Genomic DNA, 12,504 nt, shown 5'->3' on the forward strand with positions numbered 1-12,504 from the left:
GGCTCGGCGGAAGCGGGATCAGGAGATCACGCGACGCGGGATCGAGTGATCAGGCGCTGAGCTGGTTCGCGTGCTGCACGCGCGAGATCAGCGCGTTGAACGCCTCGAGGTAGCCCGAGAGGAAGCCGGTGGTCGAGTCGTCCGTGACCTGACCGTCCTCGGTGAACAGGCCCGGGCGGTCCTGGATGAAGCCTTCGGGCTGACCCATGGTGACAGCGCTGAAGTGTCCGAGGATCGCGCGCAGGTGCTGCTGGGCGGCGGCGGTGGCGACGCCCGAGCCCGAGGTGCCGATGACGGCGACCGGCTTGCCGTAGAACGACATCTCGCCGTAGGGGCGGGTCGACCAGTCGAGGGCGTTCTTCAGGACGCCGGGGATCGAGCGGCTGTACTCGGGGGTGATGATGATGACGCCGTCGACGTCGGCGATGGCCTGCTTGAACTTCGTGGCGACCTCGGGGAATTCGCCGTCGTAGTCGGGCGAGTAGAAGGGCAGGTCCTTGATCTCGATCTCGACGAGCTCGGTGCCCTCGGGGGCGAGGTTGGCCAGCACGCGCGCGAGGCGACGGTTGATGGAGGTGCTGGAGATGCTGCCGACGATGTAGCCGATGGTGCGGGTCACAGGAGATTCCTTCTGTTTCGGGCTCGGAGAGCCGTGGACGTTCTACCGGGTGTCAACGAGCACCCCGGCAGATTCTATTCCCACGAATGAAAGACTTTTCCCGAACCCGCTAATCTCACCCCTATGCCCGATGCGCCCGCACCGCTGTCGCGACCGATCCTCGCGGGCATCGTCACGGCGCTCGTCGGTTTCACCAGCTCTTTCGCCGTCGTGCTCACCGGGCTCGCCGCGGTCGGCGCGACGTCGGCGCAGGCGACGAGCGGCCTGATCGCGCTCAGCGTCACGATGGGCATCGCCTGCATCGTGCTGGCCGGCTGCTTCCGGATGCCGATCACCGTCGCCTGGTCGACGCCCGGCGCCGCGCTCCTCGCCGCGACCGGCGCCGTCGAGGGCGGATGGCCCGCCGCCGTCGGGGCGTTCATCCTCGTCGCGGCGCTCACCCTGCTCGCGGGCCTCTGGTCGGGTTTCGGCCGGGTGATCACCCGGATTCCGGCATCCATCGCGCAGGCCATGCTCGCCGGAGTCCTGCTGCCCCTTTGCCTCGCCCCGTTCCTCGGTCTCACCGAGAACCCCGCGGGCGTTCTGCCCGTTCTCCTCACCTGGCTGATCGCGGCCCGTTTCGCGCCGCGCTGGGCGGTGCCGCTGGCCTTCGTCGCCGCGACCGTCGTGATCGCGATCGCCCTCGCAGGCTCTGGCAAGAGCGTGGATGCTGCGCTGCTCGTGCCGCGTCTGGAATTCGTCGCCCCGACGTTCACCGCCGGAGCCGCCCTCGGCATCGCACTGCCGCTGTTCATCGTGACGATGGCCTCCCAGAATGTGCCGGGTGTGGCGATCATGCGCAGCTACGGGTACACGGTCCCCTGGCGTCCGGCGATGCTCGTGACAGGGATCGGCACCGCCCTGGGCGCCCCGGCCGGTGGTCACGGCATCAATCTCGCCGCGATCAGCGCGGCCCTCGCCGCAGCACCGGATGCCGACCCCGATCCGCGGCGACGCTGGGTCGCGGGAGTCACGACGGGCGGCGGATACCTGGTGCTCGGCGGATGCGCAGCAGCGTTCTCGGCGCTCGTGATCCTCGCCCCGGCTGCCGTGATCCCCGCGGTCGCCGGAGTGGCCCTCTTCGCCGCGTTCGGTGCGGCCATGCAGCAGGCGGTCGCGGATGCCGAGGAGCGGATGCCCGCCGTCGTCACTTTCCTCATCGCCGCATCCGGCCTCTCGATACTCGGAATCAGCGCGGCTTTCTGGGCGCTGGCCGCGGGCCTTCTCGTGCGCTTCGCGCTCCGGCGCTCGATCCGCTGAAGCGCCCTCCCCCGCAAGACGGACGCGAAGAATCCACCGGGCGGGGGATGGGGCGGCGCCGGCGATTCCGTAGCGTGGAGGTATGACCTCAGGAACCCTGCAACTGTCAGGAATCAGCAAGAGCTACGGCGAACGCCGGGTGCTCGACGACATCACCTTCCCGGTGGCCGCCGGACACCTCACCGGCTTCGTCGGCGGCAACGGCGCGGGCAAGACCACGACGATGCGCATCATCCTCGGACTGCTCACCTCGGATGGCGGCTCGGTGACGCTGGGCGGGCGCGAGCTGACGGCCGAGGCGCGACGCCAGTTCGGCTACATGCCCGAGGAGCGCGGGCTCTACCCGAAGATGAAGGTGCTCGAGCAGGTCACCTATTTCGCACGTCTGCACGGTTTCTCGAAGGCGGATGCCACGCAACGCGCCACCGCGCTGCTCACCGAACTCGGACTCGGCGAACGCCTCGGCGACAACATCGAGGCGCTGTCCCTGGGCAACCAGCAGCGCGCCCAGATCGCCGCATCGCTCGTTCACGATCCCGAAGTCCTGATCCTCGACGAACCGTTCTCGGGCCTGGACCCGCTGGCGGTCGAAACAGTGGCGGGCGTTCTGCAGGAGCGCGCGGCGCGCGGCGTCTCGGTGCTGTTCTCCTCGCACCAGCTCGACGTCGTCGAGCGCCTGTGCGATGACCTCGTCATCATCGCGGGCGGCACGATCCGTGCGGCGGGCCCCCGGGAGCAGCTGCGCGAGCAGCACTCGGCTCCCCGCTGGGAACTGGAAACCGCAGCGGACCTCGGCTGGCTGCGCTCCGAGCCGGGTGTCAGCGTCGTGGACTTCGAGGGCGGCAGTGCCGTCTTCGATGCCGAATCCCCCGAGATCGCGCAGCGCGTGCTCCAGCGGGCACTCGCGGGCGGCGCCGTGAACCGCTTCGCCCCGCAGCATCCGACTCTTTCCCAGATCTTCAAGGAGGTCATCCAGTGAGCACCTCGACCCCGCCGACCCTGTCGACCGCGCAGGGCATCTGGCTCGTCGCCGAGCGCGAGATGAGCACCAAGCTGCGCAGCAAGGCATACATCATCTCGACCGTGATCCTGCTGCTCATCGCCCTCGGGGGTGTGATCTGGGCAGGCATCGCCACGTCGAACCCCAGCAGCACGCCGATCGTGGCGACGGGGTCTGCGGCCTCCGCGCTCGAGGACGTTCCCGGTTACGAGGTGACCGCGGTCGCCGATCGGGACGCCGCGGAGCAGGCCGTCCGCGACGGCGATGCCGACGCGGCGCTCGTCGAGGACGCCTCCTCCCCCACCGGCGTCACGATCATCGCGGAGTCGTCGACGCCGACGCAGCTGATGCTCATGCTGTCGGAGACTCCGCAGGTGGAGCTGCTCGCCGAGGACGGCGATGACGGCGGTCTGCGCTACCTGCTGGGCCTGGGCTTCGGCCTCGTGTTCATGATGTCGGCGCTGTCGTTCGGCACACCGATCACGACGAGCGTCGTCGAGGAGAAGCAGACCCGTGTGGTCGAGATCCTGCTGTCGGCGATCCCGGCACGCGTGCTGCTGGCGGGCAAGGTCATCGGCAACACGATCCTCGCGATCTCGCAGATCATCCTGCTCGTCGCCGTCGGCACGATCGGACTGATCGTGACCGGTCAGGCCGAGGTCCTGCAGCTGCTGGGCGCCCCGGTCGTCTGGTTCGCAGCATTCTTCCTGTTCGGCTTCGTGCTGCTGTCGGCGATGTTCGCCGCGGCCGGCGCCCTGGTCTCGCGCCAGGAGGATGTCGGCGCGACCCTGACCCCGGTGATGTATCTGACGATGATCCCGTACTTCCTGGTGATCTTCTTCGGCGAGAACCCCGTCGTGATGACCGTGCTGTCGTATGTACCGTTCTCGGCTCCCGTGGGCATGCCGATCCGGTTGTTCTTCGACGAGGCCGCGTGGTGGGAGCCGCTGCTGTCGATGGCGATCATGCTCGCCGCCTGCGCGATCGTCATCGCGCTCGGCGCGAAGATCTACGAGAATTCGCTGCTGAAGATGGGCGCGCGGGTGAAGTTCCGCGATGCGCTGAAGGGCTGATCGGGCGATTGCAACCGGAGAGGGTTCTCTGAATTCTCCCCAGCTCGGGAAACCTTCACCGGATGCACGCCGATGGGCATTAGCATGGCGCGGTACTGAATTGTTTTGGCTGCACGATGGACGAGGGGGTCCGCACCGGCACCGACCCCCGAAAGGCACCATGAGCACGTCCGTCATCGAGCGCACCGCTTCGACCTCCGTCCCTGTCATCTCCGCCATCGCCGAGCGTTGGAGTCCCCGCGCTTTCGACGCCGAGACCACGATCGACGAGGACAAGCTGGCCGCCGCGCTCGAAGCCGCCCGTTGGGCGCCGTCCGCGTACAACAGCCAGCCCTGGCGCTTCGCCGTGGCCCGTCGCGGCACCGATCTGCACACGGCCGTCAGCGCGACCCTGGTCAGCTTCAACCAGATGTGGGCTCCCGCGGCCTCGGCGCTGGTCGTCGCGATCGCCGAGACGGCGGCTGCCGACGGCACCCCGATCAGCCACGCCGCCTACGACCTGGGTCAGGCCGTCGCCGGCTTCTCCGTCCAGGCGCAGGAGGAGGGGCTCGCCGTTCACCAGATGAGCGGTCTCGACGCCGCCGCCCTCGCTCAGGTTCTCGAGCTGGAGGAGCGCTTCGTGCCGTTCACCGTCATCGCGGTCGGCGACCTGGGCGACGCTTCGGCTCTGCCGGAGGCCCTGCAGGAGCGCGAGAACGCTCCGCGCGAGCGCCGCCCGCTCACCGAGACCGTGATCGCGAACGCCTGATCTCGCGGGTGCCGGCTCCCCTCGCGATGGGCGGGAGCCGGCGCCTCACCCTCGCAGCGCGAGGGCGAAAGGCAACACGGCCGTGGCGCCCGACTGCCGAAGAGTCCGCGCCGCCACCGTCAGCGTCCATCGACTGTCGACCTGGTCGTCGACGAGCAGCACGGGGCAGGGCGGGATATCGAGGTGGTCGGCGCTGAACCGACCCCAGACGCCCGCGAGCCGGAATACGCTGTTGCCACCGGGTTGCCCGGACGGACCGCCATTGACCGGGGCCAACGCGCCGAGGTAGGGCAGCCGGCCGATCCCGGCGATGCCCTGGGCCAGGGAGTCGACGAGTTCGGGCCGCGAGCGCGACGGCATCGCGACGACGGCGACCGGGCGCTCGGCCCAGCCCCACCCGGCGAGCACGCGCACGCAGGCGTCGAGCATGGGTGCCGGCACCGGGCCGTCAGATGCTCCCGCGGCGAACAGCGTGCGCAATGAGCCTCCCCAGCCGAGGTCGGTGAGCCGGGCCAGCGCCCGCCCCTCGTCCGCCTGTTCCCCGGCCGGGATGCGCCCCTTCACCGGTACGTCGAGCCGGTCGGCGCCCGTGGGCCACATGCGCCGCGGCTCGATCGCGACGCCGGCGCGGTCGAGGGAGTCGGATGCTGCGGCAGACGATGTCGTGGAGACGCCGCTGTCGAACCAGATGCCCGCGCAATTGTCGCAGCGTCCGCACGGAGCAGCCGTCGTGTCGTCGAGCGTGCGCTGCAGGAACTCCATACGGCAGCCGCGGGTCTGCTCGTAGTCGAGCATGTGCTGCTGCTCGGCCCGGCGCTCGGCGGCGATGCGCTCATAGCGTTCGCGGTCGTAGACCCAGTCGGCGCCGGTGGATACCCAGCCGCCCTGCACCCGCTGCACGGCGCCGTCGACGTCGAGGACCTTGAGCAGGAGCTCGAGCGGGGTGCGGCGGATGTCGACGAGCGCTTCGAGCGCCGGGGTCGACAGGGGCTGGTCGCCGAGGGCGGACAGCACTCGCATCGCCCGTTCCTTGTCGGGCATCGAGGCGGTGGCGAAGTAGTGCCAGATGTCGCGGTCTTCGACGCCGGGCAGCAGCAGCACATCGGCGTTGTCGCTCGCACGGCCGGCACGGCCGACCTGCTGGTAGTAGGCCACGGGCGATGAGGGTGCGCCGAGGTGCAGCACGAAGCCGAGGTCGGGTTTGTCGAACCCCATGCCGAGCGCGCTCGTCGCGATGAGCGCCTTGACCTCGTTGCGTTTGAGCATGCCCTCGGACTCGGCGCGCTCATCGGCGTCGGTCTGCCCCGTGTATGCGCGCACCTCGTGCCCGTGCTCGCGCAGCAGCCGGGCGGTGTCGACGGCGGCCGCGACCGTGAGCGTGTAGATGATGCCCGAGCCGGGCAGGTCGTCGAGGTGGCTGAGCAGCCAGGCCAGGCGGCTCTTCGCATCGGGCAGGCTCAGGACGCCGAGTCGCAGGGACGCCCGGGCCAGGGGGCCGCGGATCGTGAGCACCTCACTCGCCCCGCCCAGCTGCTCCTCGATGTCGGCGACGACACGGCTGTTGGCCGTGGCGGTCGTCGCGAGCACGGGGACTCCGGCGGGCATCTGAGCGATGAGGTCGCGCAGGCGCCGGTAGTCGGGACGGAAGTCGTGGCCCCAGTCGCTGATGCAGTGCGCCTCGTCGACGACGAGCATGCCGATGCGTCGTACGAGTTCGGGTAGCCGCTGCTCGCGGAAGGCGGGGTTGTTCAGCCGCTCGGGAGAGACCAGCAGCACGTCGACCTCATCGCGGTCGAGTTGGGCGAGCACGTCGTCCCACTCGTGCGCATTGGTCGAGTTGATCGAGACGGCGCGAACACCGGCGCGCTCGGCTGCGGAGATCTGGTCGCGCATGAGCGCGAGCAGCGGCGAGACGAGCACGGTGGGCCCGGCGCCCTGGCTGCGCAGCAGCGCCGTGGCCACGAAGTAGACCGCCGACTTGCCCCATCCGGTGCGCTGCACGACGAGCGCGCGGCGCCGACCGCCGACGAGCGCCTCGATCGCCTCGAACTGCCCGTCGTGGAAGCCGGCGTCGTCGCGCCCGACGAGTTCGCGCAGCGCCGCGAGGGCGGCCTCATGAGCCGAGGTGGTCGAGGGTTCTGCGGTCATGCTTCCAGCCTGCCGCAGGCATCCGACATCAGGAGAATCCGGGCGGAGGCGGCGGGGGCCCGGGCGTGGACGGCGGCTTCGGCGCGTAGGGGTCCGCCACCGGGGCGCGCGGGGCGAAGGGATGCTGCGGGAGCGGTGCTGCGGGTGCGAGCATCGCCCTGCGCCCGACGACGATGCCGATCACGGCACAGACGATGGCGGCGATCCAGCCGCCGATCATGATGATCCCGAACGCGATGAACAGCGTCTCGTTGAGGTCCTGGGCCATTCCCCAGGCTGTGAGCACCGAGCCGCCGCTGTCGCCGCGGTCTCCGACGTCGACGAGTGTGAAGGCGAGGCCGAGCACCGCCGCCCACGCGACCCAGCTGGCGATGTTGTACGCCATGCGCGTCGATTTCAGGGCGCGCGCCTCACGGTCGAAGGCGGTGAGCACGGGAGGGATGTACAGCGCGATCGTCAGGATCGGACCGAGGATGACGCCGAACACGAGGAACCACCCCGGGGGGCCGCCGAAGAGCAATCGCCCGTAGAACAGCATCACCGGGAGCACTGCCGGGGCGATCCACTGGAAGACGCGCACGAACCGACCGGAGAATCTCATGCCCCGAGGGTAGCGGCAACGGCCGAGGCGCCGCGGGATCGATCCCGCGGCGCCTCGTTTCTGTGGCTTCCGATGCGCTCACACGGCGGTGAGCACGAGCCCCGATCCATCGGCGGCGACGTCGACGCGCACCGTGTCGCCGTCGCGCACGCCGCCGGAGAGCAGGGCGGTGGCGAGCTTATTCTGCACCTCGTTCTGGATGAGCCGGCGCAGCGGGCGGGCTCCGTACACCGGGTCGTAGCCGCGCTCGGCGAGCCAGGACCGGGCATCCGGGGTGACGGCGAGAGTGAGCCGGCGCTCGTGCAGGCGCCGCTGCAACTGGTCGACCGCGAGCTCCACGATCTGCGCGAGGTCGTCCTCGCTCAGCGCCTGGAAGATCACGATGTCGTCGAGCCGGTTCACGAACTCGGGCTTGAACGCCTGGCGCACCATCGTCATGACGCTCTCGCGCTTCACATCGAGGTCGAGCGTCGGATCGATGAGGATCGGTGAGCCGATGTTCGAGGTGAGGATGAGGATGACGTTGGAGAAGTCGACCGTGCGGCCCTGCCCATCGGTGAGGCGCCCGTCGTCCATGACCTGCAGCAGCACGTCGAAGACCTCGGGGTGCGCCTTCTCGACCTCGTCGAGCAGCACGACGCTGTAGGGGCGTCGGCGCACGGCCTCGGTGAGCTGCCCGCCCTGCTCGTAGCCGACGTACCCGGGAGGGGCTCCGACGAGCCGCGAAACGGAGTGCTTCTCGCCGTACTCGGACATGTCGATGCGCACCATGGCGTGCTCGTCGTCGAAGAGGAACTCCGCCAGGGCCTTCGCCAGTTCGGTCTTTCCGACGCCCGTCGGGCCGAGGAACAGGAACGACCCGGTGGGGCGACCGGGGTCGCTGATGCCTGCGCGCGAGCGGCGCACGGCATCCGACACCGCCTGCACGGCCTCCTTCTGGCCGATGAGGCGCTTGCCCAGCTCGCCCTCCAGGTGCAGCAGTTTCTCGGTCTCGCCCTGCAGGAGACGGCCGACGGGGATGCCGGTCCATGCCGCGATGACGCCGGCGATGTCCTCCTCGGTCACCTGGTCGTTGACCATGCGGTCGGCGGTGTCGGCATCCGCTCTCTCCGCCTCCGCGATCTGACGGTTGAGCTCGGGGATCTCGGCGTAGAGGAGGCGCGAGGTCTTCTCGAGATTGCCCTCGCGCTGCGCGCGCTCGGCCTCGATGCGCGCGGCATCCAGCTTCGTCTTCAGGTCGCCGACGCGGTTGAGCGAGGCGCGCTCGCGCTCCCAGCGGGCCTGCAGCTCATCGAGCTTCTCCTGCTGGGCCGCGAGGTCCTCGCGCAAAGCCGCGAGGCGCTCCTTCGACGCGGCATCCTTCTCTTTCTTCAGCGCGAGCTCTTCGAGCTTGAGCCGGTCGACGTGACGCCGCAGCTCGTCGATCTCGACGGGGGCCGAGTCGATCTCCATGCGCAGGCGGGACGCGGCCTCGTCGATGAGGTCGATGGCCTTGTCGGGCAGCTGGCGGGAGGGGATGTACCGGTTCGACAGGGATGCCGCGGCGACCAGCGCGCTATCGGAGATCGCGACCTTGTGGTGCGCCTCGTAGCGCTCCTTGAGTCCGCGCAGGATCGCGATGCTGTCCTCGACCGTCGGCTCGCCGACGTAGACCTGCTGGAAGCGGCGCTCGAGAGCGGCATCCTTCTCGATGAACTCGCGGTACTCGTTGAGCGTCGTCGCGCCGATGAGGTGCAGTTCTCCGCGGGCGAGCATGGGCTTGAGCATGTTGGATGCCGCGACCGAGCCCTCTCCGCCGCCGGCGCCCATGAGCGTGTGCAGCTCGTCGATGAAGGTGATGATCTGCCCGTCGGAGTCGACGATCTCCTTGAGGACCTGCTTGAGGCGCTCCTCGAACTGGCCGCGGTACATGGCACCGGCGACGAGGGCGGAGATGTCGAGGGTGATGAGCTCCTTGCCCTTGAGGGATTCGGCGACGTCGCCGGCGACGATGCGCTGGGCCAGCCCCTCCACCACAGCGGTCTTGCCGACTCCCGGTTCACCGATGAGCACGGGGTTGTTCTTCGTGCGGCGGGTGAGCACCTGGCTGACGCGGCGGATCTCGCCGTCGCGGCCGATTACCGGATCGAGCTTGCCCTGGCGGGCGCGATCGGTGAGATTGATGCCGAACTGCTCGAGCGCGGACTGCTGTTCTTCCTGGGCGGGATTGGTCATCGGCTCCTCCTGGAGGTCTCCTTAAAAGTTGAGTGGTAGTGACTCAAGTTTAGCGGAGGGTGTGGCGGGATGGCAAGGGTTCGCCGTTTGGTTATGGTGGGGCTCACAAGGGGGTCTCCTATGTCGTCGCCTGCGCACTCTCAGAGCCGTCAACGTCTCATGCACATCATCGGCTTCATCGCCATCATCGCCGTCTGCATCGTGGTCATCTGGCTCGATATCGCCACCGGGCTCTGGCAGCAGGCCGTGATCCTCTCCGGCATCGCGGCCGGCGTGCTGACGTTCCTCCTCACCTCGCTGTTCATCGAACGGTGGATGAACGCAGCCGCCCACAAGCGCTGGCTGCCCGTCACCCGCCTCGCCCTCATCGACATGCTGCACGCGCTCGCCGACGAGGAGCACAGCCACATCGCCCGCGGCCGCATCGTGACGCGCACGATCGACGTCTCCGGCGGCCCCGAGGGAGTGCTGCACAGCATCCATGCGGAGCGGCGCGCGATCAGCCACGCCCTCGCCCGATGGACCGGCTTCCTCGCCGCGAGCGCCGACGTGCAGCCCCTCATGGATCACGTCGCAGAACTGGCCCTCCTGCTGGATGCCGCACAGGACGCCGTGCTCGCAGCCGATGAGCACCCGACGGATGCCGGTGCCACCGCACGCATGCATGCCGCCGTGTCCGCGGTCGACACCTCGATCGCCGCAGCTGCCGGCGAGATCCAGGAGGCGCTGTCCCGCATGCGCTCCACCACCTGACCGACCAGCACCGGCCGTATCAGCGATGCCCGCCCGGAGCATCGCCCCAGTGGATTCCGAGCGCGCCCGGCCCCCAGGGCGCACGCACCACATTCGCTGCGCCGCCCTGTCCGAGCGGGAACGGCGTGACATCCAGCGCTTCTCCGGGCTGGTCATCGACGAGGTTGCACCAGCCTGGAAGCGCATCAGGGGTGAACCGCACCCACAGCAGCAGCTCTCGGATGGATCGAGCCGCACCGTGGCCGACCTCTCGCACGGGCGGCCCGTCTGCGGGAAACTCGACGCGCGTCTCGAGCATGACGGTGTCTCCCGGGGTCAACGGCTGATCCAGTTCGACGACTGCGCCGAACACGCGACCGCTGGAGTGGGCCGCGGTCTGCGCGATCCTCCCACCGCTGACGGCGTGGAAGGTGGGCGCGGTGCCCGACGCCCAGGGCATCACCTCGAGGATCGGGATCGCCGTGACGACCCCCGTCGTCGACTGCAGCAGCGAGCGCGTCGCCCGCTGGGTCACCCCGAGGCCTGGGCCGACATCGGCGACGACCTGCGTCGTCAGCTCACGGGTGCGCAGGGGCCGCTCCAGAGGGAACTCCGCCAGCACCTCTTCCACCGCGGCGCCCAACTGCTCGTCGCCCCAGGGGAACTCGACTTCGCCGACACGGCCCGTGCGCCGACTCGGTCCGATCAGTCCGGTCAGTGCGCCCGACGGCATCCCGAGCGCCTGCTCCAGCGCCTCGACGGCCTCGCGCGAGCGCTCCCCCTCGGGCATGCGCGCTCCCGATCGCCAAGAGCTGAGAGTGGCCACCGAGACCGGAGCACCCTGTGCGGCGATCGCATCGTGCACCCAGGTCAGCGTGACGCCGCGCACCTCGATGCCGCGCCGCAGCGCCTGCGCGAACGGATGCGTATACGACTTGACGTTCTGCTTCTTGACGGCCACGGGCGTCCCTCCGACACGGTGCTCACATCTCGTCTGAGACTAGCGCCCGGCACGCCTCGGACGACTTCACATATCTCCGTGTTGATGCGTATCGATTCGGGCGCATCGCCCCGACCCCGTGGCTACATTGACGCCATGCTCCCCCTTCCGGAGGCCGCGCCGGGCACGCCCACCGAGGCGGCTTTCGACCTTGTCTCGACGCTCATCGGCCCTCAGCCGACCCCGCACGCGTCGGACGCCCTCCTGAACCGCGTGCCCTCGCAGGAGAGCCTGGCCCGGGCGCGCGCGGCGCTCGCCCAGCTGCGGCGGCTCCCCTCATCCGAGGATCCCGCGCAGTGCTTCAGCATCCGCGCCGCGGAGCTCATCCTGCTCTCCGGCACGGCCGACCATGCCGCCGCGGCCGGGGCCGCCGATGCCCTGCGGGCACTCATCCCGGCGCTGCCCGTCGCGCAGCAGATGAACCGCATCGATGAGATCCGGCGCCTGCTCGGTCTCGCCATCGACGCCTACATCAACGACTGCCGACTGGATGACGCCGAGGACGCGCTGGACGAGCGCGGCCCCGGCCCCGACGAGACCTCGGCTCGGCACGCACTCGGCACTCGAGCGTTCATCCTCGCGATGCGCGGCGATGAGGCCGGCGCTGAGGCCATTCTCGATGCGGCGCGCGCAGCATCCTCCGATGACACGATCCGGCCCCGTGAACACCTCGCCCGCGCAGCGGCTCTCCTCGACCGGGACTCCCCCGCGGAAACGGTGGAGATGCTGTGCGACTTCACCACGGCACATCCGGCATCCCTCGAATGGCCCTATGCGGCGCTGCTGGCGGCTCGGGCATTCACCGCGACCGATCCGGTCACCGGGATGGAGCACCTGCGACGTTTGATGCATGACAATCGCAACGTGCCGATATCGGCCCGCCTGCGCAACCTGATGCGCGCGGCCCTCGCCGATCTCGCCCTCTCGGCGGATGACGTCCCCGCGGCGCAGCGGATGACGTCCCCGCGGCGCAGCGGATGATCGGGGATTTCAGGCTCTTCGGACATTCGGTGGGGGTGAGGCGCGCCGGGTGATGGTCGGCGGGTAGGGGTCGAGGTCCCCGAGGATCA

Annotated in this window: 11 protein-coding genes; 6 read left to right on the plus strand and 5 right to left on the minus strand. The window is 69.5% G+C overall.

Features of this window, described 5'->3' with window-relative positions; genetic code table 11:
• Window positions 1-49 precede the first annotated feature (49 nt).
• Entirely contained in the window at window positions 50-619 is a 570-nt protein-coding gene (locus Q0Z66_RS03140) for an NADPH-dependent FMN reductase (RefSeq protein WP_298037638.1), read from the minus strand.
• Between the two features lie 123 nt (window positions 620-742).
• Between Q0Z66_RS03140 and Q0Z66_RS03145 the strand changes: the two genes are divergently transcribed.
• The 4 genes from Q0Z66_RS03145 (at window position 743) to Q0Z66_RS03160 (ending at window position 4,739) form a co-directional block, all read left to right on the plus strand.
• On the plus strand, window positions 743-1,918 hold the full coding sequence (locus Q0Z66_RS03145; protein WP_298037640.1) for a benzoate/H(+) symporter BenE family transporter: 1,176 nt from the start codon (window positions 743-745) through the stop codon (window positions 1,916-1,918).
• A gap of 82 nt (window positions 1,919-2,000) precedes the next feature.
• Window positions 2,001-2,897: an ATP-binding cassette domain-containing protein gene (locus Q0Z66_RS03150; protein WP_298037643.1), complete on the plus strand. Its 897-nt coding sequence runs from the start codon at window positions 2,001-2,003 to the stop codon at window positions 2,895-2,897.
• Complete coding sequence (locus tag Q0Z66_RS03155; protein ID WP_298037645.1) at window positions 2,894-3,991, plus strand: ABC transporter permease; 1,098 nt, start codon at window positions 2,894-2,896, stop codon at window positions 3,989-3,991. Before Q0Z66_RS03150 ends, Q0Z66_RS03155 begins: the two co-directional genes overlap by 4 nt.
• Window positions 3,992-4,151: 160 nt before the next feature.
• Window positions 4,152-4,739, plus strand: coding sequence for a nitroreductase family protein (locus tag Q0Z66_RS03160; protein WP_298037647.1), 588 nt, complete (start codon window positions 4,152-4,154; stop codon window positions 4,737-4,739).
• Between the two features lie 45 nt (window positions 4,740-4,784).
• On the opposite strand, the gene Q0Z66_RS03165 is transcribed toward Q0Z66_RS03160, so the two are convergent.
• The 3 genes from Q0Z66_RS03165 to Q0Z66_RS03175 form a co-directional block, all read right to left on the minus strand.
• The gene (locus tag Q0Z66_RS03165) at window positions 4,785-6,887 is read right to left on the minus strand and encodes a RecQ family ATP-dependent DNA helicase (protein ID WP_298037650.1); all 2,103 of its coding nucleotides are present in this window, start codon (window positions 6,885-6,887) and stop codon (window positions 4,785-4,787) included.
• Window positions 6,888-6,915: 28 nt separating this feature from the next.
• Window positions 6,916-7,488 (minus strand): hypothetical protein, encoded by a 573-nt coding sequence (locus tag Q0Z66_RS03170; RefSeq protein WP_298037651.1) that lies wholly within the window; start codon window positions 7,486-7,488, stop codon window positions 6,916-6,918.
• Between the two features lie 78 nt (window positions 7,489-7,566).
• A complete protein-coding gene (locus Q0Z66_RS03175; RefSeq protein WP_298037654.1) occupies window positions 7,567-9,702 on the minus strand; it encodes an AAA family ATPase in 2,136 nt (711 codons plus the stop codon).
• A 120-nt stretch (window positions 9,703-9,822) separates the two neighbouring features.
• On the opposite strand from Q0Z66_RS03175, the gene Q0Z66_RS03180 reads away from it, so the two are divergent.
• Window positions 9,823-10,455, plus strand: a complete 633-nt coding sequence (locus tag Q0Z66_RS03180; protein WP_298037656.1) for a hypothetical protein — start codon at window positions 9,823-9,825, stop codon at window positions 10,453-10,455.
• Window positions 10,456-10,474: 19 nt separating this feature from the next.
• Here Q0Z66_RS03180 and Q0Z66_RS03185 read toward each other — a convergent pair whose 3' ends face one another.
• A complete protein-coding gene (locus Q0Z66_RS03185; protein ID WP_298037660.1) occupies window positions 10,475-11,395 on the minus strand; it encodes a hypothetical protein in 921 nt (306 codons plus the stop codon).
• A gap of 135 nt (window positions 11,396-11,530) precedes the next feature.
• Here Q0Z66_RS03185 and Q0Z66_RS03190 point away from each other — a divergent pair, with 135 nt between their 5' ends.
• Window positions 11,531-12,415: a hypothetical protein gene (locus Q0Z66_RS03190; protein ID WP_298037662.1), complete on the plus strand. Its 885-nt coding sequence runs from the start codon at window positions 11,531-11,533 to the stop codon at window positions 12,413-12,415.
• The last annotated feature ends 89 nt before the right edge of the window (window positions 12,416-12,504 follow it).

It is taken from the genome of uncultured Microbacterium sp., assembly GCF_947632095.1.
Classification (GTDB): Bacteria; Actinomycetota; Actinomycetes; order Actinomycetales; family Microbacteriaceae; genus Microbacterium.

Bases quoted from the DNA above. Each gene is read 5' to 3' on its own strand.
- Q0Z66_RS03145 (WP_298037640.1), top strand. From the start codon at position 743: ATGCCCGATGCGCCCGCACCGCTGTCGCGACCGATCCTCGCGGGCATC.
- Q0Z66_RS03150 (WP_298037643.1), top strand. From the start codon at position 2,001: ATGACCTCAGGAACCCTGCAACTGTCAGGAATCAGCAAGAGCTACGGC.
- Q0Z66_RS03160 (WP_298037647.1), top strand. From the start codon at position 4,152: ATGAGCACGTCCGTCATCGAGCGCACCGCTTCGACCTCCGTCCCTGTC.
- Q0Z66_RS03165 (WP_298037650.1), bottom strand. From the start codon at position 6,887: ATGACCGCAGAACCCTCGACCACCTCGGCTCATGAGGCCGCCCTCGCG.
- Q0Z66_RS03170 (WP_298037651.1), bottom strand. From the start codon at position 7,488: ATGAGATTCTCCGGTCGGTTCGTGCGCGTCTTCCAGTGGATCGCCCCG.
- Q0Z66_RS03175 (WP_298037654.1), bottom strand. From the start codon at position 9,702: ATGACCAATCCCGCCCAGGAAGAACAGCAGTCCGCGCTCGAGCAGTTC.
- Q0Z66_RS03180 (WP_298037656.1), top strand. From the start codon at position 9,823: ATGTCGTCGCCTGCGCACTCTCAGAGCCGTCAACGTCTCATGCACATC.
- Q0Z66_RS03190 (WP_298037662.1), top strand. From the start codon at position 11,531: ATGCTCCCCCTTCCGGAGGCCGCGCCGGGCACGCCCACCGAGGCGGCT.